Source organism: Ruegeria sp. CDSC021 (genome assembly GCF_059610845.1).
On the sequence record NZ_JBXWOK010000004.1, the window covers coordinates 44,266 to 66,918 of the forward strand.

The 22,653-nt window shown below is 56.6% G+C and carries 21 protein-coding genes; 10 read left to right on the forward strand and 11 right to left on the reverse strand.

The window, feature by feature from the left end; translation table 11 throughout:
* Nucleotides 1-170: 170 nt before the first annotated feature.
* Genes AC2FGB_RS08810 through trxB form a run of 3 tightly spaced genes read right to left on the reverse strand, consistent with a single transcriptional unit; the run spans nt 171 to nt 3,315 of the window.
* Complete coding sequence (locus tag AC2FGB_RS08810) at nt 171-1,841, reverse strand: adenylate/guanylate cyclase domain-containing protein (RefSeq protein WP_271949208.1); 1,671 nt, start codon at nt 1,839-1,841, stop codon at nt 171-173.
* Between the two features lie 60 nt (nt 1,842-1,901).
* Nucleotides 1,902-2,369, reverse strand: coding sequence for an RES family NAD+ phosphorylase (locus AC2FGB_RS08815; protein ID WP_496693881.1), 468 nt, complete (start codon nt 2,367-2,369; stop codon nt 1,902-1,904).
* Between the two features lie 4 nt (nt 2,370-2,373).
* Nucleotides 2,374-3,315, reverse strand: a complete 942-nt coding sequence (trxB, locus tag AC2FGB_RS08820; protein ID WP_281972663.1) for a thioredoxin-disulfide reductase — start codon at nt 3,313-3,315, stop codon at nt 2,374-2,376.
* 225 nt (nt 3,316-3,540) lie between these two features.
* On the opposite strand from trxB, the gene AC2FGB_RS08825 reads away from it, so the two are divergent.
* Nucleotides 3,541-4,041, forward strand: a complete 501-nt coding sequence (locus tag AC2FGB_RS08825) for an Lrp/AsnC family transcriptional regulator (protein ID WP_142636556.1) — start codon at nt 3,541-3,543, stop codon at nt 4,039-4,041.
* 116 nt (nt 4,042-4,157) lie between these two features.
* Here the strand turns inward: AC2FGB_RS08825 and AC2FGB_RS08830 are convergent, their stop codons facing one another.
* The 5 genes from AC2FGB_RS08830 to lgt all read right to left on the reverse strand — a co-directional run bounded on the left by AC2FGB_RS08830 (nt 4,158) and on the right by lgt (nt 8,370).
* The gene (locus tag AC2FGB_RS08830) at nt 4,158-4,940 is read right to left on the reverse strand and encodes a Hint domain-containing protein (RefSeq protein WP_271949219.1); all 783 of its coding nucleotides are present in this window, start codon (nt 4,938-4,940) and stop codon (nt 4,158-4,160) included.
* A 328-nt stretch (nt 4,941-5,268) separates the two neighbouring features.
* A complete protein-coding gene (locus AC2FGB_RS08835; RefSeq protein ID WP_496693880.1) occupies nt 5,269-5,397 on the reverse strand; it encodes a hypothetical protein in 129 nt (42 codons plus the stop codon).
* 269 nt (nt 5,398-5,666) lie between these two features.
* Complete coding sequence (gene pgeF / locus AC2FGB_RS08840; protein ID WP_496689554.1) at nt 5,667-6,425, reverse strand: peptidoglycan editing factor PgeF; 759 nt, start codon at nt 6,423-6,425, stop codon at nt 5,667-5,669.
* Nucleotides 6,422-7,489 (reverse strand): class I SAM-dependent methyltransferase, encoded by a 1,068-nt coding sequence (locus tag AC2FGB_RS08845; protein WP_142636562.1) that lies wholly within the window; start codon nt 7,487-7,489, stop codon nt 6,422-6,424. The genes pgeF and AC2FGB_RS08845 overlap by 4 nt, the downstream gene beginning before the upstream one ends.
* Nucleotides 7,489-8,370 (reverse strand): prolipoprotein diacylglyceryl transferase, encoded by an 882-nt coding sequence (gene lgt / locus AC2FGB_RS08850; protein WP_496693879.1) that lies wholly within the window; start codon nt 8,368-8,370, stop codon nt 7,489-7,491. The genes AC2FGB_RS08845 and lgt overlap by 1 nt, the downstream gene beginning before the upstream one ends.
* A gap of 97 nt (nt 8,371-8,467) precedes the next feature.
* On the opposite strand from lgt, the gene AC2FGB_RS08855 reads away from it, so the two are divergent.
* The 5 genes from AC2FGB_RS08855 to AC2FGB_RS08875 all read left to right on the forward strand — a co-directional run bounded on the left by AC2FGB_RS08855 (nt 8,468) and on the right by AC2FGB_RS08875 (nt 11,658).
* Nucleotides 8,468-8,716 carry an accessory factor UbiK family protein gene (locus tag AC2FGB_RS08855; protein ID WP_142636566.1) on the forward strand — a complete coding sequence of 83 codons (249 nt, stop codon included), beginning with the start codon at nt 8,468-8,470 and terminating at the stop codon, nt 8,714-8,716.
* 308 nt (nt 8,717-9,024) lie between these two features.
* Nucleotides 9,025-9,525 (forward strand): type III secretion system chaperone family protein, encoded by a 501-nt coding sequence (locus AC2FGB_RS08860; protein WP_142636568.1) that lies wholly within the window; start codon nt 9,025-9,027, stop codon nt 9,523-9,525.
* 36 nt (nt 9,526-9,561) lie between these two features.
* On the forward strand, nt 9,562-10,377 hold the full coding sequence (proC, locus tag AC2FGB_RS08865; RefSeq protein WP_142636570.1) for a pyrroline-5-carboxylate reductase: 816 nt from the start codon (nt 9,562-9,564) through the stop codon (nt 10,375-10,377).
* Nucleotides 10,370-10,708, forward strand: coding sequence for a tRNA-binding protein (locus tag AC2FGB_RS08870; protein ID WP_496693878.1), 339 nt, complete (start codon nt 10,370-10,372; stop codon nt 10,706-10,708). The genes proC and AC2FGB_RS08870 overlap by 8 nt, the downstream gene beginning before the upstream one ends.
* Nucleotides 10,708-11,658, forward strand: coding sequence for a 2-hydroxyacid dehydrogenase (locus AC2FGB_RS08875; protein WP_496693877.1), 951 nt, complete (start codon nt 10,708-10,710; stop codon nt 11,656-11,658). The genes AC2FGB_RS08870 and AC2FGB_RS08875 overlap by 1 nt, the downstream gene beginning before the upstream one ends.
* On the opposite strand, the gene AC2FGB_RS08880 is transcribed toward AC2FGB_RS08875, so the two are convergent.
* Nucleotides 11,655-12,233 (reverse strand): thymidine kinase, encoded by a 579-nt coding sequence (locus AC2FGB_RS08880; RefSeq protein ID WP_142636576.1) that lies wholly within the window; start codon nt 12,231-12,233, stop codon nt 11,655-11,657. The two genes, AC2FGB_RS08875 and AC2FGB_RS08880, sit on opposite strands and share 4 nt — an antisense overlap.
* 353 nt (nt 12,234-12,586) lie before the next feature.
* Here AC2FGB_RS08880 and AC2FGB_RS08885 point away from each other — a divergent pair, with 353 nt between their 5' ends.
* Entirely contained in the window at nt 12,587-13,048 is a 462-nt protein-coding gene (locus tag AC2FGB_RS08885) for a hypothetical protein (protein ID WP_142636888.1), read from the forward strand.
* Between the two features lie 220 nt (nt 13,049-13,268).
* On the opposite strand, the gene AC2FGB_RS08890 is transcribed toward AC2FGB_RS08885, so the two are convergent.
* On the reverse strand, nt 13,269-14,393 hold the full coding sequence (locus tag AC2FGB_RS08890) for a beta-ketoacyl-ACP synthase III (RefSeq protein ID WP_496689561.1): 1,125 nt from the start codon (nt 14,391-14,393) through the stop codon (nt 13,269-13,271).
* Between the two features lie 166 nt (nt 14,394-14,559).
* On the opposite strand from AC2FGB_RS08890, the gene AC2FGB_RS08895 reads away from it, so the two are divergent.
* Genes AC2FGB_RS08895 through AC2FGB_RS08905 form a run of 3 tightly spaced genes read left to right on the forward strand, consistent with a single transcriptional unit; the run spans nt 14,560 to nt 19,123 of the window.
* Entirely contained in the window at nt 14,560-15,027 is a 468-nt protein-coding gene (locus tag AC2FGB_RS08895; protein WP_185956678.1) for a MarR family winged helix-turn-helix transcriptional regulator, read from the forward strand.
* Nucleotides 15,024-16,061, forward strand: a complete 1,038-nt coding sequence (locus AC2FGB_RS08900; protein WP_271949243.1) for an efflux RND transporter periplasmic adaptor subunit — start codon at nt 15,024-15,026, stop codon at nt 16,059-16,061. The genes AC2FGB_RS08895 and AC2FGB_RS08900 overlap by 4 nt, the downstream gene beginning before the upstream one ends.
* 11 nt (nt 16,062-16,072) lie before the next feature.
* Entirely contained in the window at nt 16,073-19,123 is a 3,051-nt protein-coding gene (locus tag AC2FGB_RS08905; protein ID WP_496693876.1) for an efflux RND transporter permease subunit, read from the forward strand.
* 60 nt (nt 19,124-19,183) lie between these two features.
* Here AC2FGB_RS08905 and carB read toward each other — a convergent pair whose 3' ends face one another.
* Entirely contained in the window at nt 19,184-22,528 is a 3,345-nt protein-coding gene (gene carB, locus AC2FGB_RS08910; protein WP_271949249.1) for a carbamoyl-phosphate synthase large subunit, read from the reverse strand.
* Nucleotides 22,529-22,653 lie beyond the last annotated feature (125 nt).

Genomic DNA, 22,653 nt, shown 5'->3' on the forward strand with positions numbered 1-22,653 from the left:
TTGCCGGGCATGTGCCCCGGCGGCCGGGTGAAGTCCAGATGGATTTATGAAACAAAGGACGATATGCGCGGTTTTTCTCCGGATTGGAAGGATTTTCCACATTTTGACGCGAAACCCGACGACAATCCCTTGGATCAAGGCCAAATAGACCGGTTTGAATGAGTGTGTTCTCAGGCGGCAATCTTGGGGCTGAGGTCGGATGCACGTTCGACCGGCAGGGCAGAAATTGGCCTTGTTACCCCACGCAACTGGAAGGGGCGCAGATCGTTCTGCCAACCGTCATGCCCCGCTGCCTTCAGCAGATCGCCCGAAACCAAAAGCTCGACACCCAACCCCTTGGTCTCGGCCTCCAAGCGGCTGGCGACATTCACGGCGTCGCCGATAATCGTGCGGCTTGCAGTGCCCACGGCGCCGATTTCGCCCAGAACCAGATCGCCCAGATGTAACCCCATTCCAATGCGAATAAGCGGGCTGCCCTCGGTTTCGAGTTGCTCGTTGAACCGTTGCAATGCGCGGCTGACATTGGCTGCAGCTTTCATCCCGGCCCGTGCTGAACTTGCAGCATCGGTGGTTTCAAACACTGCCAGCAGCCCGTCACCCATATACTTGTCGACCACACCCCCATCCGAGGTGATGGCTGGTACGATGGCGTCAAAGAACCGGTTGAGCAGGAAAACGATGTCATAGGGCAACTGCCCGGTGGTCAGTGCCGTGAACCCACGCATGTCCAGAAACAGCACCGCCAGTTTACGTTCCTGCCCCTGACTGGCATGGGCGCGATTGCGACCGCTACCGGGATTGTACATCCGAAAGGCCGTGATTGGCTCGGTCGGGCGGATCTGACAGGCCAGGCGTGCGCCTTCGGGTGCTTTTACGGCAGCCAAGCTGCGGGCCTCGATCTCACTGGGGACGGGGAGCTGATCTGCACCATTCTCGACAATAACGCGACAGGTGGTGCAGCGCCCCTTGCCACCACATAGCGCAGTGTGGGGAATGCCGTTGGCCTGAGAAATCTCAAGCAGAGTCATGCCTTTTTCGGCCACAATTTCGGGGCCTTCCACATATTTGATGCGCACCGAATGCCGGCGTCGCAAAATTTTGCGCACCAGAAACACAAGCAATGTAGCGCCAACCGCCAGCCCGAATGCAAGCAGCGTATCTTGCCTCACACCCATCAGAGCCTGAAATGCCTCGGGCGATGGCCAGTTGTAATGTTCGATATACTGATCGCGCAGAAACGGGTCGGCGAAATCAGCCCAGATGCGTCGGCCCTCTGTCAAAAGACCTGCCAGAGCGAAAGACGGAATGAACACGGCGAGCCCGATCAAATAAGGTAGCGTCCTTTGCCACCAGGATGTCAGGCGCAGCCACATGTGAAGACCGATGCAACTGTGGACCCAAACCACCAGCAAAAGCAGGCTTTGTGTCCAGATTGCATAGCTGGGCCACATTAGCGCGATGATATAACCCATCTCATCATTAACCCCGAAAACTGAATGTGCGTATCGGGTGTGAACAAGGTGCGAGATCAGTTGCAGTGGAATCACAAATCCAAGCACCACCTGTAGCCCCAGACTGAAAGGCATTCGCATGGTTCTGCGCTGAGCTAACGAATACAGCGCCAGCCCAAAATGCACGAGCAAGGCCAGATATAGAATCGCGCTGCCGATGTTATTGCGCGTAATGACATGGCGGCCTTTCTGCATTCCGTGGAGATAATCAGTATGAAACAGTCCCAGACCGATATTGATGAAGTGAAAGAAGGCAAAGATGAACAGGATCAGGCCGCTCATGATCCTCAGCCGGGTAGCCCACCCGCCTTGCCATAGTACGCTTTTCACTCGGTTCACCTGTGTTCGTTTTGCTCGCATCTCAGAGTCTGTAACGGCGCAGAGCGGGGGTCAAGCGAAGCCTCTATGCCCCGGCAACCAGGGATGCGGATCCCCATCCAGGCACACTACCTCTGGCGAGGTGCTAAACAAAACCGCATGACTGAGTTCTGGCCGGGATCGCGAGCTGTATAGCAAGCCGTCGGCGCCTTTGGCGCGGGCGTCATCCGAAAATAGCCAGGTGGGTGAGGCGCCTTCTTTTTCGTGGGTATCCTGCCACACGACCGAGGCTTCGCTGCGCCCCCGCAGATCTACCAGCCGAGCGCCGGTGATCCGGCATTTTTGAAGAATGCGTGGTGGATCGGATGGGCAGACATAGCGTTTGATGGCTACTTCGGCACCCTCAGCGCTCAGCGAAGAATAAAGCGCGAATTGGCCCGCATAATGAAAACGCCCCTCTGGCGCCCGTGCTGGGGCCAAAGGGGCGTCTATCTGTGAGAGGAACAGAATTCTCCAGATCGGGCCGGAGAATTCGATCACCTGATTAATCCTGCTCGGCCAGGAACCGTTCAGCATCCAGCGCGGCCATACAGCCCATCCCGGCGCTGGTAACGGCTTGACGGTAGATGTGATCTGTCAGGTCTCCGGCAGCAAAGACACCTGGAATGGAGGTTTCTGTGGAGCCCGGTTTGGTGATCACATAGCCGCCCATATGGGTTTCCAGCGAGTCCTTGACCAGCTCATTCGCGGGTGCGTGGCCGATGGCGATGAAAACACCTTTGCAGGGGATTTCGCGAATCTCACCGGTTTTCACATTCTTGACGCGCACGCCTTCGACACCCAAAGGCGCATCGGTTCCGATGACCTCGTCCAGTTCGTGGAACCACAGGGGCTCGATCTTGTCGTTCTTCATCAGCCGATCCTGCAGGATCTTTTCGGCGCGCAATTCATCGCGGCGATGGATCAAGGTGACCTTGCTGGCAAAGTTGGTCAGAAACAGCGCCTCTTCCACGGCGGTATTGCCGCCGCCGATTACAACGATCTCCTGCCCGCGATAGAAGAACCCGTCGCATGTGGCGCAGGCGGAAACGCCAAAGCCTTTGAACTTCTCTTCCGAGGGCAATCCCAGCCATTTCGCCCGCGCGCCAGTGGCCAGAATGACCGCATCGGCAGTGTAGATGGTGCCGCTGTCGCCCTTGGCGGTGAACGGGCGTTTCGAGACATCCAGATCGCTGATGATGTCGCCGATGATTTCGCACCCCATCGCGGCGGCGTGCTCCTGCATCTTGATCATCAGATCAGGACCCTGAACCTCGGTAAAGCCGGGATAGTTCTCGACCTCGGTGGTGGTCGTCAGCTGCCCGCCCGGTTCGATGCCCTGAACCAGTATCGGTTCCAGCATCGCACGGCTGGCATATACGCCCGCAGTATAACCGGCAGGTCCTGATCCGATTATCAGAACCCTGGTGTGTTTTGTTTCGGCCATGATACCCCCGACTCGATCTGCCTGATACGGGCCTGCGGCCCCTTGGCGAATGGATATAGCGACCCCCTTGAGGCGCTTAAAGCCCCTTCGTGCCGTATCGGAGAATCCGTTTCACAACTCGCGCTAGAAAAATACCTGGAAAACCAAAGAATATTGCGCAAACGCGAAACATTATTGCGCATCCCTTGGGTGCTGATATAACAACCGAAAATTCAGGAGCTTTTTATGGTCGCGACACGGCTGGACGAGATTGACCGCAAGATTCTGGCAGAATTGCAGGCAGACGGTCGCATGACCAATGTAGAGCTCGCGAAACGTGTGGGAATTTCCGCGCCTCCGTGCCTGCGGCGCGTGCGCACATTGGAAGACTCGGGCCTTATCCGCGGATACCATGCGGAAGTGAATGCGCGTGAGCTGGGTTTTGAGGTTCAGGTCTTTGCAAGCGTCGGATTGGAAAGCCAAGCCGAAGCCGAACTCAGCGCATTCGAGGAACGCTGCCGCGAGTGGCCACTTGTCCGTGAATGCCACATGCTGAACGGCGAAGTGGATTTTATTCTGAAATGCGTCGCTCCTGATCTCAGCAGCTTTCAGCAGTTTTTAACAGGCGAGTTGCTGACCACGCCAAACGTGGCCAGCGTTAAAACCTCACTTGTGATACGCGGCGCTAAGGACGAGCCCGGTGTACCGTTTGACGTCCTGGAAGAACGAATGAACCGGACGGCGTAAAGCGCATCCTTTTGTGACGGCTGGTGCACGGCGGCAAAATCGCCGTGACAACCAGAAACAACACCCAACTAATTAAAATCTGCATAAAGCCCCCACTTTGCAGTACTGGTTAAAACTCAGGCAGTGATTGCGTCCACCTCTCCATCTCCGGCACGCGGTAACTGCAGCGGGCCAAAGTCATTCAGCGATTCGACATGCTCGAACAAGTTCAAATAGATTGAGCGAAGCGAATGGCTGATCATCCGAACCGCATTTACGCCTGGATGATATGATTCAAACTGTAATCCGTCTACCTTGATAACCGAATGGCGTTTCAGACAGATGTGAAACAATTCGATTGGGGTAGGCGGTAGCATCTCGATGACACCCATCCCGTCTTGGAACTCGTGTGCGGGCGTCAAAACAGGAGATCCGCCATACAAGTGCCGCAGATGTGCTGGGGTGCCTAACAGGCGCGCAGCCGGACCGACAGTCACGCCTGACATCGGTTTTTGCATTCCGAAGGTATCCGCCATGATGCGTGTCAGCGGGCGTGTGCGACCACGCGAGTCTTCGCGCCCGGGGATCAAAGTCACCGAGCCCTTCCAGACCACGGTTTCCGAAGTTCCATTCTGGGTCAAAACCGTATCGCCAGGCAAAAGATCTTCGATCGCTATCGGCCCGTTTTCGGTTTCGACAAGCGAACCCCGCGTAAAGGCACAAAACGCATCCTCGAACATGGGCAGCGCTGGCGCGATGTGGCGGGTTTGGGATACCTCGCCATTGCTCAACAATGAACTGACCTCATAGCGCCGCAGCTGCGCTTTTTGTTTTGTTGTATTTCTTGGAATCTCGCGCAGCATTGTCGACGTATCGACGGCGTTTCTGGCGGCGCGGGCCAAAGAATGTGGAATAGTCATACTAATTCCGTCCCCTCAAACATCCGCTCAGGAAGGCTGAACCCCCGTACAGGCCCGCCTGATCGGTTTTCTTTGTCTTGAATGCTATGGCGACTTCGAGACGTCGGCTGTAACGGCCGCGCAGTGCGATGGAATTTCGCAAACTCTTGGTCAACACATTGACCCCCCAGACAAACTCACAACTCGCAGACGAAAATTGTCTACGCACACAAACTCCTAAACACATTCACAGAAAGCGTCTGTGAAGCGCCACACACCGGATCGGAGCACCCCCGCTGTGTGTCTTGACCCTCAAAGCCGGCAGAATGGCTTTGGTAGGCCTGTCTAGTCAGCGTCGCGAAGCCAAACGGCGCGCCACACTGGCAGAACGGCTGGAAACCCGCTTCCACGGCATCTCCAGTTTTTGCTCTCTGGACGCTTTCAGAACAGCGCTGAGAAAGCGGGATCTTTGTTTCATTCTGTTGTCCTACTCGTTCAAGGCTTAGTGCCTAACGACCCAATCTGAGACTAACGTGTCGCGATATTGAGGCAGCCATAAGGCTGACGCGGGTTGAATCTGGGACAAAAGAAAGTTGGTTGTTTCCTTTTCTTAATCTAGCCGCGCTCACATTCAGAAATATGCAGATAACCATCTGAGAGAGGGCAATAAAACCTAATTTTGGCGACTCATATAGACACAACAAATGTGGCTAAAAAGCGGCGATTTCGCCACAATCAGGACACGCGTCACAGTTTGATGGCGGAAATCAGGCGGCCGTAGTCGGCTTCTTTTGCATGAACCGATCGGCGGTACGAATAGAATCTGTTCGGGTCCGAATAGGTGCAATGACGAATCCACTCTGCATGCCCGACACCAGCCTGACGTAACCGGTGCAGCCCATAGGACGGGAGGTCAAATTGCATCCGATCACCCGTTCCATTTGCGAAGAATCGCAGGTTTTCTGATGATTCAGTGGCAAATTCTTCTAGGAACTCGGGTCCGACCTCATACACAGTTTGAGAGATTGTGGGCCCTATGACAGCCACTGTATTCTCGCGCCGTGCTCCTAGCGCCTCCATGGAGTCCAACGTGGCCTCAAGCACACCGTCTAGCGCGCCGCGCCAACCCGCATGTGCAGCTCCTATCACTTTTGCGTGGGTGTCGGCAAAAAGAACAGGTTGGCAATCCGCCGTGAGGATGGTCAGCGCCAGCCCGGGATAGGCCGTAACCAACGCGTCTGCTTTAGGCTTTTCCCCGTCGATTGGACCATCAACAGTTATGACCGTCGGTGAATGCACCTGATGCACCCCGATAAGGGATCCGGGATCGACCTCCATCGCATCCGCTACGCGGTTACGGTTTATCGCGACAGCCTCGGTCTGGTCAGATGATCCATGACCGCAGTTGAGCCCTGCAAATATCCCGGATGAGGCCCCGCCTCGGCGGCAGAAAAAACCATGGCGTACGGATGACAAGAGATCCGAAGTCAGAATTTCCAGCGTCATGATTCCAGTCCCGGTGGTAATGCGGCATAAGATGGGTACAGGCCCAGTACTTTGAACAGGTTTCCCATTTCCTCTGGGTGCGTCAACCGGCGATGTGCGGCTATCAACGCCTCAAGCTTGGACCCGCTGAGTGGTTTCGCCAATGCTTGCGCCCGCGCAGTGATGCCCAGCCGTTCCAGAAAAACGCCTTGGGGTGTCAGGCGCGAATGGGCGCAGCCCGCAGCTCGCGCTGCGCTCGCCAGAGGTTCGAAGTCCACATGGGCGGTCAGATCAGCTTGTCCGGGGCTGGAAAGCGGGTCTATCGGCTTGTGGGCATGTAGCGCCTGAAAAGTATCCCCAAGCGAATGCCAGTCGCCATAATCCAGGATCAGTCCGGCCCCGCCATGTGTCGCGATCCGTCCGGCGATCACAGTGATGATCGGTATGGCCGAAGGGCAAAGCTCGACCAGATCCCCATCCTGCGTGTCCTCAAGCCGGTTCTTCAAAGCGATCTGTGGCGACCGCGGCCCCAGGCCAAAAGCCAGTGATTCGTCCTTCATCCCGATCAAACGTTCCCGCCAATCGCTGTCATCGCGGATGAATTGGCGAATGGGCAGAGCGTCAAAGAACTCGTTTGCCACCAGCAAAAGCGGGGAATCGGGTAGATCGGTGACCGATGTAATCCAGCGTGGAGCATAGGCATCCAGCGTCTTTGCCTGAATGGTGCGCAGGGTTGGTGAGGCCTCAAGCAGAACAATATCTGCCGCCGCGTGAAAGCCATCCACGCCCTGTGTTGCACGCAGTATGTCAGCCATCAGCGTTCCGCGCCCGGGACCCAGCTCCGCTAGCGTGAAACGGCCCGGACGCCCCTGGTCAATCCAGCATTGCGCAAGGCTGAGCCCGATCAGTTCGCCAAACATCTGGCTGATTTCCGGGGCGGTGATGAAATCGCCCTGCGGGCCAAGGGGATCGCGGGTGGTGTAATATCCCAGTGTCGGGTGCAGCAGGCATTCGGTCATATAGTCGGCTACACTCATCGGGCCGTCTTGTGCGATACGAGCCTGTAAGAGGTTGGCGAGGGTCATCACTTGGCCTTAACGCGTAAAGCCAGCCAAAGGCCAAGGGCAATCATTGGCAAAGATAGCAACTGGCCCATGGTCAGGCCGTAGCCGCCCATTTGCCAGGCAAGTCCAAGCGGATTTCCGGGTGAAACAAACTGCGCATCGGGCTGCCGGAAAAACTCGACAATGAAACGCGATGCGCCATAGCCGGACAGAAACACTCCCGTGACCAATCCAGGTCTTTGGAAAGCGTGGCGCCGATAGACCAGCCACAAGAGCAAGGCACCCAGCAGCAACCCCTCAAGCGCGGCTTCGTAAAGCTGAGAGGGGTGGCGGGCGCAAAGACCAATAACCTCCGGGCAGTTTTGGGCGGCGGCACCGGGGAATACAAAGGCCCAGGGCAGGTCGCTGGGCCTTCCCCACAGTTCGGCGTTGATGAAATTCGCGACACGACCCAATAACAGCCCAGGCGGCACGGTATGCGCGATCAGATCAGCAAGCGGCAAAATCGAAATTTGGTGACGTCTTGCATAGATATATGAGGCCACGACGACGCCTAGCAATCCACCGTGGAAGGCCATGCCGCCCTGCCAGACCATCAGAATTTCGATCGGGTTCGAAAGGTAATAAGTTGGTTGATAAAACAGCACGAACCCAAGTCGCCCGCCCAGAATCACGCCCAGGATGATCCAGGTGATCAGATCCTCAAGCTGGGCGGGTTGCATAGGTGGCGCCTTGTCGGGCCACAGGGCGGGGCGCTTTAGGGCGATCACCCCCAGGCGCCATGCAATCACAATCCCGGCGATATAGGCGAGGGCGTACCATCTAAGTGCGAACTCCATCCCGAACAGCGAGATCGAGAAAAGTTCGGGCGACAGATCGGGGAAATTCAGAACAGCCTGCATGTGCGTCTCATTGCCCGGGCTTTGAGGGTTAAGTCAACCTTGAGCCTGCGCCAATCATTCCCCATATAGAGACCAACCGCCAAATCGGAGGATAACCATGCAAACCCGCAACAAGATTCTGGATGATGTTTCCCAACTCATGACCAACGCCATGGGTGTTGCCCAAGGCGCAAAGGACGAGGCGGAGAACGCCATGAAGTCGATGATCGACCGTTGGCTGGCTGATCGCGATTTCGTCACACGCGAAGAATTCGACGCTGTCCGTGCCATGGCTCAGAAAGCGCGCGAGGAAAACACAGCGCTCGAGGCGCGCATTGCAGCGTTGGAAGCCAAGCTGGGCGAATAATCCCCCGCGAAATTTTCGAAAAAAGACAAACGCCGCTCAATCCGGTTCTGGGTTGTGCGGTGTTGTGCATCATGCCGTCTTGCGGGAATTAATCAAGACAAAGCTGCATCTGATGCCAATATTTTGATCCCCGTTGCCAGCTATCCACAACTTATTGCTGTTATCCCCAAAAATGGGGGTTGTCAGGCCACCACCCACAGCGCACCATATTTAGTACAGGCCTATGGGGGAAGCCCGGCTTGTAGAGCAGGCAACTAGCGCTGGGGCGCTGCCAGCCCCGAAATGCTAGAAATTAGTGAGGTGGCATTATGGCCCTTTCCGAGCAGTTTCTTGAAGAAGACCTTCATCCGATCGACATTGTTGAACATCTTGCCGAACATCACGATTGGGACTTTGATCGGATCGGGGATGATCAGATCGCAATGGCTGTCGAAGGACAGTGGCGCACCTACTCGATTACGCTAGCCTGGTCGAATTATGACGAAACGCTGCGTATGGTGTGCTCGTTCGAGATGGAGCCACCTGAGGCGCGCGAGACCGAGCTTTATGAACTGCTGAACAAGATGAACGATCAGTGCTGGGCCGGGGCCTTCACATACTGGGCCAATCAGAAGCTGATGGTTTACCGGTACGGTCTGGTTCTTGCGGGTGGTCAGATGGCCAGCCCGGAACAGATTGATACGATGATCACTGCAGCGGTCCTGAGCGCCGAGCGTTATTATCCCGCGATCCAACTGGTCACATGGGGCAACCGTACCCCGGAAGACGCGATGCAAGTCGCCATTGCAGAGGCCTACGGCCGCGCGTAAAGCTTTGCCCCGAGCCAAATAAGCGGAGGGGCAATCATGGACATGTCACGCGTCGCCGAACAGGGGCTGGTGCTTTTGGGATGCGGAAAGATGGGATCGGCCATGCTTGCCGGGTGGTTAGAGCATGGCCTTCCTGCCTCGTCAGTCTGGGTGATTGACCCTTTCCCGTCGGATTGGCTGAAATCGTCGGGCGTCAACATCAATACCCCGCTACCCGAGGCGCCTGCAGTTGTGCTGGTCGCGGTAAAGCCGCAGATGATGGGCGATGCGCTGCCCGCAATTACAGCCTTGGGCGGCGGGCGCAGCCTGTTCGTGTCGGTCGCGGCGGGCACCTCAATCTCCACATTCGAAGAGGTGTTGGGCCAGAAAACACCAATCGTGCGTGCCATGCCGAACACCCCGGCGGCGATCCGACAGGGAATTACAGCGTTGATTGGAAATTCTGCTGTTTCGGATGCGGATCTGGCCCTAGCCGAAAACCTGCTATCTGCGGTCGGTGAGACGGTCAGATTGCAGGATGAGGCGCAGATTGATGCCGTTACCGGGCTGAGCGGGTCCGGCCCTGCCTATGTATTCCACCTTATAGAAACGCTCGCTGCTGCGGGTCAGGCTCAGGGCCTGCCACATGATTTGGCGATGAGGCTGGCCAAGTCCACGGTCGCCGGGGCAGGGGCCTTGGCCATGGCGTCTGACGAGGACCCTTCGCAACTGCGCGTCAATGTCACTTCGCCTAATGGTACCACGCAGGCCGCGCTTGAGGTCCTGATGCACGACGAATTCGGTTTTCCCGACCTGCTGCACCGCGCTGTTAAAGCCGCAACCGATCGGTCCAAGGAGCTGTCTCGTGAGTGAAATTACATTCGACGATTTTCTCAAGGTCGACATTCGCGTCGGCGAGGTTATCCGCGCCGAGCCCTTCCCCGAAGCGCGCAAGCCAGCGATCAAGATGTGGATCGATTTTGGACGAGATATCGGCGAGCGGAAAACCTCGGCCCAGATCACTACGCATTATGATCCCGCCTCATTGGTGGGCAAGCAGGTGATGGCGGTGATAAATTTCCCTCCGCGCCAGATCGGCAAGTTCATGTCCGAAGTGCTTGTGTTGGGATTGCCCGATGAGACTGGTGAGATCGTCCTGATCGGGCCGGATGGCAAGGTTCCAACCGGTGGGCGGATGCATTGATGCGTGTGTTCATTGCCCGACCGATGACCGCCTCTGTCGCAGCACGTGCACGCGCGGAGTTCGACGCAGAGATGCGCAGTGAAACCTTGCCGATGTCACCCAAGGAAATGGGGCATGCGCTGTCCGAATTCGATGTGGTGGTGCCGACCTTGGGCGACCTGTTCTCGGCCCAGATATTTGCTGAGGTGCCAGAACCGCGGTGCAAACTGCTGGCGAATTTTGGGGTTGGGTACAATCACATTGATGTGGACGCGGCCCGTAACGCCGGAATTGCCGTGACCAACACGCCGGGCGCTGTCACAGATGCGACTGCCGATATCGCCATGACATTGCTGCTGTCCACGGCCCGCCGCGCCGGAGAAGGCGAACGGCTGGTACGTTCAAACCTTTGGCAGGGCTGGCACCCGACACAGATGTTGGGCCATCACGTGACCGGCAAACGGGTCGGCATTGTGGGCATGGGGCGCATTGGGCAAGCCATCGCGCGACGTTGCCACTATGGGTTTGGTATGCACGTCGCCTATCAATCGCGCAGTCCAAAGGAGTTAGAGTTTCCGGCGGATTATGTCCCAGAACTCAAAGCTTTGGCTGCCGGTGTCGATTTCCTGATCCTGGCTGTGCCGGGCGGTGTCGAAACCCGGCATCTGATCAATGCGCAGGTGCTGCAGGCGATGAACGCTGCTGCCATCCTGATCAATATTTCTCGGGGAGAGGTATTGGATGAATCGGCCCTGATTTCGGCGTTGCAAGAAAAGCAAATCGCGGGTGCGGGTCTGGATGTCTACGAATTCGAACCCGCAGTGCCGCAAGCTCTGATAGATTTGCAGAACGTGACCCTGTTGCCCCACCTGGGTACCGCGACTGAGGAGGTCCGCAGCGCTATGGGCCACATGGCGCTAGATAATGTTGCGGCCTTTGTTCAGGGGCGCCCGCTGCCAAATCAGGTTTAGGTGCCCACCGCCTCGCGCCAATGCCTGCGGCACAGCGAGACATAGGTTTCGTTGCCACCAATTTGGACCTGAGCACCTTGGGTGATGGGATTTCCATTCTCGTCCTGACGAATCACCATTGTTGCCTTGCGGCCGCATTCGCAGATCGTGCGAACCTCACGCATTTCATCCGCCAGCGCCAGCAAGGCGGCCGATCCGGGAAACAGCCGGCCCTGAAAATCGACCCGCAACCCATAAGCCAGCACCGGCACGTTCAGGTCATCTACGGCGCGGGCCAGTTGCCAGACCTGATCTTCGGTCAGGAACTGGGCTTCGTCGATAAAGACACATGCAATTTTGCCTTGCGCCAGACGGGCTTCGATCATGGCGAAAACATCATCATCGGTGTCAAAAGTATCAGCCTCGGATGATATCCCAATCCGCGAGGCAATTTTCCCAGCACCGGCGCGCCCATCCAATGCGGCCGTCATCAGGTAAGTATCCATGCCGCGCTCGCGATAATTATGCGAGGCCTGCAGCAACACGGTCGATTTGCCCGCGTTCATAGTCGAGTAGTTGAAGTAAAGTTTTGCCATGGCTCGGGTCTAATTCGCCAGCCCCGCCTGGGCAAGCCATCTCATGTGGCGAAATGAGCGACGCCGCCGTTGTCCAGTTAGGGGATGAGCTCACGCTCTTTGGGGATGGAGCCCCTGCACTCACAACAGCGACGCCTTCGGCCTATAAGCGGCCTAAACGAAGCGGGGCTAATATGTGCCCCGCTATCACTCGCTACCGGCATTATTGCCGCCACTCACTCACAAAACCCTCGCATATCTGAGGGATAGCCAACATATCGCATTTCAATTATGAATCAGGTATGGGAAATTTCATTTCCCTTTCCCCCGCAATGGCAGATGTAGTGGGGAAGGCAGGTAGCAAAGGTAAAAACATGGCAGATATCGGGGCCTATCTCAAAAAGCACACCGAAGCGTTGGTCAAGGACGTTGGAATTGAGTCCGCGTGCGAGATCACGGGTAAATCCAAAGCCACGCTTGGCCGATATTATTCAGATAATGCTGAGCATGCTGATCGGTTCATGCCGGTTGATGCAGTTGCTCGCCTTGAAGCGGTGGCCAACTTTCCGCATGTGACGTCGGCTTTGGCCGACCTCAAGAACATTACGCTGTCATATGATGGCCGCAACACGGACGCTCCTCGCACCGGAGGTGTGAATTCGGATGTCATCGCGTTGAGCCAACGCTTTGCCATGCTTATGACCGAATACCAGTCTGCTATCGAAGACGGTATCATCACGGTGAACGAGGCCAAACGCCTGTTGAAGGAAACCAGCCTGCTGCAGCATGTTCTGATCGAGATGAAGCTGCACCTGGAAGAAGAAAGCGTGAGCTGAGGCAAGGGAAGCTGGGTGTCTTGATCCAGTTTGGTGTGCGTACCGATACTCATGATATGCTAGGTCAAACTTGACCCGATCTGAACGCTCGCATACTGGGGCTTTTGCCGCTTGCCGCCGGACGGGGTGATGCCAGTGCTGAAACAAGGATCAAACAACCAAGCCGGGTCGAATGAGCCCGGCTTTTTTGTACGAATTTGTAGTTGCGCGGAATGTTGTCTTAACCGTGCCGTTTCACGATTACCGAACCCACGGAATACCCTGCTCCGAAGGAACAGATAAGGCCGATCTCGCCATCGGTGAAATCGTCAGAGTATTTCGAAAATGCGATGATCGACCCAGCCGAGGACGTGTTCGCATAGTCTTGCAGGATGTTTGGCTGCTCTCCGGGGGCGGGTTCGCGGCCCATGACTTTTTTACCGATGAAATCATTCATCGTTTTGTTCGCCTGATGCAGCCAAAGACGTTTGAGATCGGCGTTGCTGATCCCTTCGGCGTCCATGTGATCGGCAATGTGTTTGCTGACCATTGGAAGAACCTCTTTGAACACTTTACGGCCGTTTTGCATGAACTGCATGTCGCGGCGGTCGGTCAATCCCTCTGGCCGAGTGCGACGCAGGAAGCCATTATTGTTTCGGATGTTGTTGGAAAAATCCGTGGCGCAGCTGGTCGACAAAATCTCGAAATGCGGTCCGGTCGCATCCTCGATCCGTTCGATCACGGTGGCCGTTGCCACGTCACCAAAAATAAAGTGGCAATCTCGGTCACGCCATTCCAGGTGGCCCGTGCAAATCTCGGGGTTTACCACAAGCGCACATTTTACCGAACCGGACCTGACCATATCCGCTGCCGCCTGAATGCCGAACGTGGCCGAAGAACAGGCAACGTTCATGTCGAATCCGAACCCTTTGCATCCCAGCGCATGCTGGATCTCGATCGCGATTGCAGGATAAGCCCGTTCATGGTTCGAAGCCGCGCAGATTACCAGATCAACATCGTCCCCGTTGCGCCCGGCCTGTGCCAGCGCTTTCTTGCAGGCGTCAACGGCCATTTCGGTCATGATGCCAGGTTCATCGTCAGAGCGCTGACGAAACAGCGGGTGCATCACGTCGGGATCCAGAACGCCCGCTTTGTCCATCACATAGCGGTTTTCGATTCCGGAGGCCTTCAGAATGAACTCTTCAGACGAATGCTGCATCGGCTCAACGTCACCAGCGGCAATCGCCTCTGCGTTCTGGGTGTTCATCTTGTCGGCATATGCATTGAAGGCCGAAACGAGCTCGGCATTCGTAATGACATTATCTGGCGTGAAAACACCCGAGCCGGTGATTGCTGGCGTATACATGTTGGGTCCTGGATTTCTGGATTCACCCAAAATGCCGTTATGATTGGTATTGTTCAAGAGAGATTGACCCGAGGGAATGTTAAGCTTGGTTGGAAATTGAGCTTCAGTTCTTGAATAGTTCGTTTTTCGAAGTATATACGCGTCAAATTCTGCAAGGAATCATCCCATGGCCCATGATCATAACACTCTGTTGCATCGCTTAAGCCCCGAGATGCAGGCGATGATGGGTGTGTATGCGCTCTATTGGAAGCTCGAGGAGAGCTTCGATGCCATCGAAATAGAGCTGAGCCATCAGGAATGCCATATGGTGATCAAATTGGACCAGCCCAGGCGCATGGGCGTTTTAGCGGCTGACATGCTGTCAGTTCCTTCGACAATCACCTCGACCGCCGATGCCTTGGAAAAAGCGGGCTATCTGAGACGTGAACGCGATCCAGAGGATCGCCGTGCATGGCTTTTGGTTTTGACCGAAAAAGGCACAGAAACACGCCAGATGCTTGTGGCCCAAGCGGGCGCCCTGTTTCAGCGCGCGTCCGGACTGAACAAAGATGAAACCGCAGAATTCGCAAGACTGGCCCGGAAGATCCGGGAAAACATACTGAAAACTGGAATTCCCGAGGGACTGAAGAAATGAAACTGATCTCTGCTTTGGGCGTGGCCCTGATCTTTCTCTCCAGCTCAATCATGGCTGAAGAAGCTGCCAAGCCGGTAAAGCTGATGGTGGTAAAGGAAACCACGCCTGGGTTCACACGTCAGTTCTTTGGTCGCGTCGCTGCGCGGCAAACGGTTGATCTGGCCTTTCAGGTGGCTGGACAGATTGTTGAAATGCCAGTGGCTGAAGGATTTGTCATCCCCAAGGGTGAGCTGATCGCCGAGCTGGATCGTGAGCCGTTCCAGCGCCGCTATGATCGTGCCGTTCTGCAGAAAGATCAGGCGGACCGGACCCTGGCCCGCCTGTCTCGGCTGCGGGGAACTGCGGCCAGCCAAGTGGCTGTGGACGACTCTGAGACTGCGGCGCAACTGGCTGATATCGCTGTGCGTGACGCGCTTTACGATCTGGAACAGGCGACATTGACGGCACCATTTAACGCGCTGGTGTCCAGCCGGGCGGTCGAGGCCTTTACCACTGTTTCCGCAGGTACCCCGATCGTGCGCATCCATGATATGTCCGAACTTCGGATTGAGGTCGACGTACCCGAAATTTTGTTTCAACGGTCGGGCCAGCAGGATGACATCACCATCACCGCGAAATTTCCGGTGAGCGACGAAGTCTTCCCGCTTCAGATCCGCGAATTCGACGCCGAATCTTCAAGTGTCGGTCAAACCTTCCGCATCCAATTTGGCCTGACACCGCCTGAAGGGCTGCAAATTCTGCCTGGTTCGTCGGCTACTGTGACTGTTCGGGTCAAGGACCAGAAACGGGGGATCTTTGTTCCGCCTACAGCCATTGTGGCCGATGTCGAAGGGGCGCTGGGCGTAATGGTGTTTTCTCCGACTGGGGCTGACCAAGGGACACTGCGCCGCGTCCCCGTTACCATCGAGCCCACGGAAACCGGTGATGTCAACGTACTGGACGGCCTAAGTGACGGGGAAGAAATCGTTGTCGCCGGCGGCGACGTTTTGATTGACGGTCAGGTGGTGCGCCGCTTTACCGGTCTTGCCAACTAAGGGGCGGATTGATGAACATCGCACGCGCATCCATTGATCGCCCTATCTATACATGGCTGGTCATCCTGATCGCCTTGTTCGGCGGCATCTGGGGATTTCTGTCGCTTGGCCGTCTGGAAGATCCAGCCTTCACAATCAAAAACGCCGTCATCGCTACCCAGTATCCGGGGGCAACGGCTGAACAAGTGGCGCTGGAGGTTTCAGAGCCACTGGAATCCGTCATCCAGCAGATGGGCGAGGTCAAGACAATCACATCAATGAACCAGCCCGGTTTTTCGCTGATCGAGGTCGAGATTAACTCAGCCTATGATGGGACCGAGCTGCCGGAGATCTGGACCAAATTGCGCGCCAAGGTCCGTGACGCCTCACGGGAGCTGCCATCGGGGGTGGGTGATCCGCTGGTCAATGACGGGTTTGGCGATGTGTTTGGCTTGTTTTATGCGGTCACGGCCGAGGGCTTCTCGGACGCTGAAAAACATGAGCTTTCCACATTTCTTCGGCGCGAACTACTGACGGTTGACGGTGTCGCGGATGTCGAGGTGATGGGCCTGCCGCAAGAGGCGATCTTTATCGAACCCGACCTGTCTATTTCGGTGAACCAGAACGTGCCTCTGCAGGCGCTTACCGACGCGATTACAAATGCGGACTCGGTAAACTCGTCGGGGTCATTGCGATCAGAAGATGGCCGGACCGCGATATTAACCGCCGAAGGGTCCGATACGGTTTCCGCCATTGCTGGCCTTTCTGTAGGATCGCAGGGCCAGGTTATCAACCTGTTCGATATGTCGAATGTACATCGTGGTCGCCTAACCGATCCTAATTTAATCATCAGGTTCAACGGGACCGAAGCCTTCACTCTGGGTATCGCTGGGCTTTCGACTGATAATATCGTTGAGGTCGGCAAGCGTGCTGACGCGAAATTTGCCGAGTTGGATTCTCAGATCCCCTATGGTGTCGAAATCCTGCCGATTTACCAGCAGCACGTCGTTGTTGAGCAGGCATCGAACGACTTTCTGGTGAACCTCGCGCTGTCGGTCTCTATTGTTGTTGCGGTTTTGGCCCTGTTCATGGGTTGGCGCGCGGCTGTGGTTGTGGGAACAACTCTGTTGCTGACCGTGGTTGGCACGTTGTTGTTCATGGCATTGTTCTCGATCGAAATGGAACGAATTTCGTTGGGCGCTTTGATCATCGCGATGGGTATGTTGGTGGACAACGCCATTGTGGTGGCCGAAGGAATGCAGATTGCAATGCTGCGCGGCAAGAATTCGCGCGATGCGGCGGATGAGGCTGCGGCCAAAACGCAAATCCCGCTGTTGGGAGCAACGGTGATTGGCATCATGGCTTTTGCCGGGATTGGTCTTAGCCCTGATGCGACGGGCGAGTTCTTGTTTTCGCTATTTGCTGTTATCGGGATATCGCTGCTGCTGAGCTGGACCCTGGCGCTGACGGTGACTCCGATGCTTGGGCACTATTTCTTCAAGCAGGGCAAAGAAGGTGAAATTGATGCCTATGGCGGGATCATGTTCCGTGTTTATGGCGCGATCCTAAACTGGGCGCTGCGGTTCCGTTGGATGGTGATTGCAATGCTGGTGGGCATTACCGTGGTCTGTTTCGCAGGATTTGGTTTGGTCAAACAACAGTTCTTTCCAGACTCGAATACACCGCTGTTTTTCGTGCATTACAACCTGCCGCAGGGCACACCCATTGCGCGCACCGCCGAGGATATGGCTGTTTTCGAAAACTGGCTGGCGGATCGGGACGATGTGGTATCTGTCACGACATTTGTTGGGCAAGGAGCAACTCGTTTTTTGTTGACCTACTCTTCGGAAAAACCGAACCCCAGCTACGGTCACATGATCATCCGGACGGAAACCTTGGATGACATTCCGGCTTTGCGGGCGGATCTCGAGGCGTTTGGCTCGGCGCAGTTCCCCGAAGGCAAGTTCCGCACCAAGCGGCTGGTCTTTGGTCCTGGCGGCGGTGATCCAATTCAGGCCCGTTTCTCGGGAAGCGATCCGGCGGTGCTTCGGCAACTTGCGAATGAGGCTGTGCAGACGATGCGCGCGGCCTCGCCCAATGCGCTGAACGTCTATCACGACTGGCGCGAACAAGGGCTGGCTGTCCAGCCAATTTATGCGACCGAACGGGCGCAGACCGCAGGGGTGTCGCGCGAAGATATCGCGGCGACTCTGCAATTCTCGACCGATGGGATCACTGGTGGTGTGTTCCGCGAACGCGACCGCCTGATTCCGATCATCTTGCGCCGCCCGGTGGACGGGGATTATTCGATCGTGGATCAGGTTGTATTCTCGGACCAGTCGCAGAAATTCGTGCCGATCGAGCAGATGGTCGACAGGTTCGAATATAAGGCACTCAATACGCTGGTTCATCGCCGGGATCGTGTGCTGACCATTACGGTAGGGGCCGACATCCCGCCGGATTTGACAGCTGCGCAGGTTCATTCCGAAGTCCGCACAGCCATCGAAAGCATGGAGCTGCCAGCGGGCTATCGACTGGAATGGGGTGGAGAGTTCGAGAATGCTGGCGATGCAAATAAAAGCCTGGGTCGTCAGTTGCCGTTGAGCCTGTTGATCATGGTTCTGATTTCGGTGCTGATATTCAACGCCATTCGTCAGCCGATCATTATCTGGCTGTTGGTACCGATGTCGGTAAACGGAGTGGTGATCGGTCTGCTGGGCACGGGTCTGCCGTTCACATTTACGGCGCTACTGGGACTGCTTAGCCTATCGGGGATGCTGATCAAGAATGGTATCGTTTTGGTCGAAGAGATCGATTTGGTACGTGCAACCGGGCAGGGGCTGCGTGAATCGATCATCGAGGCTTCGGTCTCGCGTTTGCGCCCGGTGATGCTGGCCGCAATCACGACGATTTTGGGTATGGCTCCGTTGTTGACGGATGCGTTCTTCAGGTCGATGGCGGTGACCATCATGGGTGGTCTGGCCTTTGCCACGGTCCTTACCATGGTGGCGGCCCCCGTGTTCTACATGGTGTTCTTCCTGCCGGAGGAACGGCGCAAGAAACCACCGCAGCCGGTTGTCTAAATGAAAAACCCCCGGTCATGGACCGGGGGTTTTGCTTTATTCTGGTGTAGTGGGAGAAGGTCAGCCTTGCAGGGACCTGACCTCGACATCACCTTCGGCCTGCGCCTTTATCGCCAACGCGGCAGCGTGGCTGGCGGCGGCGGTGGTGAAATATGGGATCTTGTCATAGAGCGCGATGGACCGGATGGCCTTGCTGTCCTCGACCGCCTGTGCACCTTCGGTGGTATTCATCACCAACTGTACCTGACCATCTTTAAGCATGTCAGCCACGTCGGGGCGACCTTCGTAGACCTTGTTGACCAGATCACAGGCAATACCGTGCTCGGCCAGCCAGCTTTGCGTTCCGCGGGTGGCGACAAGGGCAAAGCCCTGTGCGGCCAGAACCTGTGCGGCCTCAAGCATGGCAGGCGTCTTGTCGGCATCCTTGATCGAAATAAACGCACGTCCCGAGGATGGCAGCACCATTCCCGCACCCATCTGTGCTTTGAGGAAGGCGCGGGGGAAGTCGCGGTCCCAGCCCATGACTTCTCCGGTCGAGCGCATCTCAGGCCCCAGAATAGTGTCGACGCCGGGGAACCGGGCGAAGGGCAGCACCGCCTCTTTCACCGAGAACCACGGCATATCCGGGTCTGCCAGTGTCATCTGGTCGGCGATCTTGGTGTCGTCCACGGTCTTGTAAGCCGGGCGCAACGGGAAATCCGCGAGCTTCTCGCCGGCCATCACACGCGCGGCGATGGAGGCAATGGCGCTGTCCGTGGCTTTGGCCACAAATGGCACGGTGCGTGAGGCGCGCGGGTTGACTTCGATCAGGTAGATATCGTCATCCTTGATCGCAAATTGTACATTCATTAGGCCGACAACGTTCAACGCCTTGGCCAGCTTGAAAGTCTGATCCTTGATCCGGCTAATCACCTCTTTCGACAGCGAGTAGGGCGGCAGCGAACAGGCGCTATCGCCCGAATGCACGCCAGCCTCTTCGATATGCTGCATGATGCCTGCGACATGTACGTCCGTGCCGTCGCACAGGGCGTCGACATCCAGTTCAACCGCGCCCGCCAAATAGCTGTCCAGCAGCACGGGGCTGTCGCCCGAGACCACCACGGCCTCGTTGATATAGCGCCGCAGCTGGTCCATATCGCGCACGATTTCCATCGCGCGGCCACCCAGTACATAGGACGGGCGGATCACTAGCGGAAAGCCGATATCCTCGGCGATTTTCAGCGCCTGCTCGTCGGTCGAGGCAATGCCGTTATTGGGCTGTTTCAGGCCCAGATCGTTGACTAGCGCCTGGAAGCGTTCACGGTCTTCGGCCAGATCGATGGCGTCTGGCGTGGTGCCGAGGATCGGGATGCCTTCCTCTTCCAGCGCATTTGCCAGTTTCAGCGGGGTCTGACCGCCGAACTGCACGATTACTCCGTGCAACGTGCCGTTTTCTTGTTCCTTCGTCAGGATTTCCATCACGTGCTCGAAGGTCAGAGGCTCGAAATACAACCGATCCGAGGTGTCGTAGTCGGTCGACACGGTCTCGGGGTTGCAGTTTATCATGATAGTTTCATAGCCCGCTTCAGTCAGTGCGAAACAGGCGTGACAGCAGCAATAGTCAAACTCGATCCCCTGACCGATCCGGTTCGGGCCGCCGCCAAGGATGACGACCTTTTTGCGATCGCTCGGGCGTGCCTCGCACTCAACATCACCCATCATAGGGGCTTCGTAGGTCGAGTACATATAGGGCGTCTGCGCCTCAAACTCGGCAGCGCAAGTGTCGATGCGTTTGAACACTGCGTTAACACCCAGATTGCGGCGGGCGCGGCGTACATTGCCTTCGTCACGGCCTGTCAGGTTGCCCAAGCGCGCATCGGTAAAGCCAAGCATTTTCAGCCTGCGGATGCCTTCTTCGGTCACCGGCAGGCCGTCTTTGCGCAACTGACGCTCGGCCTCGATGATCTCGCGGATGCGGGCCAGGAACCAAGGGTCAAATTTGGTGACACCAAAAATCTCATCATCGGTCAAACCGTGACGCATGGCCTGCGCGATGGTGCGCAGACGGTCGGGGGTTTGCTTGCTGATCGCTTTGATCACCGCGACTTTGTCACTGACCTCGTCCCAGACACCAACGTTCAGGCCGGGGATTTCCACTTCATCAAAGCCAGTCAGGCCGGATTCCATCGAGGCCAGCGCCTTTTGCATCGATTCGTGGATCGTGCGGCCAATGGACATGGCCTCACCCACCGATTTCATCGCCGTGGTCAGGTAAGGTTCAGAGCCGGGGAACTTTTCGAACGCAAATTTCGGAATTTTTGTCACGACATAGTCGATGGTTGGCTCGAAGGAGGCGGGCGTGACCTTGGTGATGTCATTGTCCAGTTCGTCCAGCGTATAGCCAACAGCCAGTTTGGCCGCGATCTTCGCAATCGGGAACCCGGTCGCCTTGGACGCCAGCGCGGACGAACGCGACACGCGGGGGTTCATCTCGATCACGACCATTCGGCCGTCTTCGGGGTTGATCGCCCATTGTACGTTCGAACCGCCGGTCTCGACCCCAATCTCGCGCAGAACGGCGATGGAGCCGTTGCGCATGATCTGGTATTCTTTGTCGGTCAGTGTCAGGGCAGGGGCCACGGTGATCGAGTCGCCGGTATGCACACCCATCGGGTCGATATTCTCAATGGAACAGACGATGATGGCGTTGTCGGCCGTGTCGCGTACCACCTCCATCTCATACTCTTTCCAACCCAGCAGGCTCTCATCGACGAGGATTTGGTTTACCGGCGAGGCATCCATGCCCGAGCGGCAGAAGTGAATATAATCCTCGCGGTTATAAGCCACACCGCCGCCGGTGCCGCCCATGGTAAAGGCGGGGCGAATGATGGCAGGCAGGCCGATGTCTTCCAGATCGCCCAAGGCAATCTGGACGCCAGCATCAAGATCGGTGGAGCCGTCGTCGCGCTTGGGGGCGGTAACAATGGTGGCCTTGGGGTTTTCGATGCCCAGCCGATCCATCGCTTCGCGGAATAGTTTGCGGTCTTCGGCCATTTCGATGGCGTCGCGGGTCGCACCGATCATCTCGACACCGAACTCGTCCAGTACGCCCATCTCTTCCAGTGCAAGTGAGGTGTTCAGTCCGGTCTGCCCACCCATTGTGGGCAACAAGGCGTCGGGGCGTTCCTTCTCGATGATCTTGGCGACAACTTCGGGCGTGATCGGCTCGATATAAGTGGCATCAGCCAGACCGGGATCGGTCATGATTGTCGCCGGGTTTGAGTTTACCAGAATGACCCGGTATCCTTCTTCGCGCAGGGCTTTACAGGCCTGTGCGCCTGAATAGTCGAATTCGCAGGCCTGACCGATGACAATGGGGCCCGCCCCGATGATCATGATCGACTGGATGTCGGTTCTTCTCGGCATAGCCTGTTTCCTTCGGTTAACTGCGAGTCAGGGCACCGCCCGCGTGCCCAAATTGTTCTGCGTTATAGGGACCGCGCCAAAAGGTTCAAGAGGTATCGGAAACAGGGGCGAAATTGCCGCTTTCC

Coding starts and splice junctions, on each gene's coding strand:
- trxB (WP_281972663.1), bottom strand. CDS start 3,315: ATGGCCGAAACAAAACACACCAGGGTTCTGATAATCGGATCAGGACCT.
- AC2FGB_RS08825 (WP_142636556.1), top strand. CDS start 3,541: ATGGTCGCGACACGGCTGGACGAGATTGACCGCAAGATTCTGGCAGAA.
- AC2FGB_RS08830 (WP_271949219.1), bottom strand. CDS start 4,940: ATGACTATTCCACATTCTTTGGCCCGCGCCGCCAGAAACGCCGTCGAT.
- AC2FGB_RS08835 (WP_496693880.1), bottom strand. CDS start 5,397: ATGAAACAAAGATCCCGCTTTCTCAGCGCTGTTCTGAAAGCGTCCAGA.
- pgeF (WP_496689554.1), bottom strand. CDS start 6,425: ATGACGCTGGAAATTCTGACTTCGGATCTCTTGTCATCCGTACGCCAT.
- AC2FGB_RS08845 (WP_142636562.1), bottom strand. CDS start 7,489: ATGACCCTCGCCAACCTCTTACAGGCTCGTATCGCACAAGACGGCCCG.
- lgt (WP_496693879.1), bottom strand. CDS start 8,370: ATGCAGGCTGTTCTGAATTTCCCCGATCTGTCGCCCGAACTTTTCTCG.
- AC2FGB_RS08855 (WP_142636566.1), top strand. CDS start 8,468: ATGCAAACCCGCAACAAGATTCTGGATGATGTTTCCCAACTCATGACC.
- AC2FGB_RS08860 (WP_142636568.1), top strand. CDS start 9,025: ATGGCCCTTTCCGAGCAGTTTCTTGAAGAAGACCTTCATCCGATCGAC.
- proC (WP_142636570.1), top strand. CDS start 9,562: ATGGACATGTCACGCGTCGCCGAACAGGGGCTGGTGCTTTTGGGATGC.
- AC2FGB_RS08875 (WP_496693877.1), top strand. CDS start 10,708: ATGCGTGTGTTCATTGCCCGACCGATGACCGCCTCTGTCGCAGCACGT.
- AC2FGB_RS08880 (WP_142636576.1), bottom strand. CDS start 12,233: ATGGCAAAACTTTACTTCAACTACTCGACTATGAACGCGGGCAAATCG.
- AC2FGB_RS08885 (WP_142636888.1), top strand. CDS start 12,587: ATGGCAGATATCGGGGCCTATCTCAAAAAGCACACCGAAGCGTTGGTC.
- AC2FGB_RS08890 (WP_496689561.1), bottom strand. CDS start 14,393: ATGTATACGCCAGCAATCACCGGCTCGGGTGTTTTCACGCCAGATAAT.
- AC2FGB_RS08895 (WP_185956678.1), top strand. CDS start 14,560: ATGGCCCATGATCATAACACTCTGTTGCATCGCTTAAGCCCCGAGATG.
- AC2FGB_RS08900 (WP_271949243.1), top strand. CDS start 15,024: ATGAAACTGATCTCTGCTTTGGGCGTGGCCCTGATCTTTCTCTCCAGC.
- AC2FGB_RS08905 (WP_496693876.1), top strand. CDS start 16,073: ATGAACATCGCACGCGCATCCATTGATCGCCCTATCTATACATGGCTG.
- carB (WP_271949249.1), bottom strand. CDS start 22,528: ATGCCGAGAAGAACCGACATCCAGTCGATCATGATCATCGGGGCGGGC.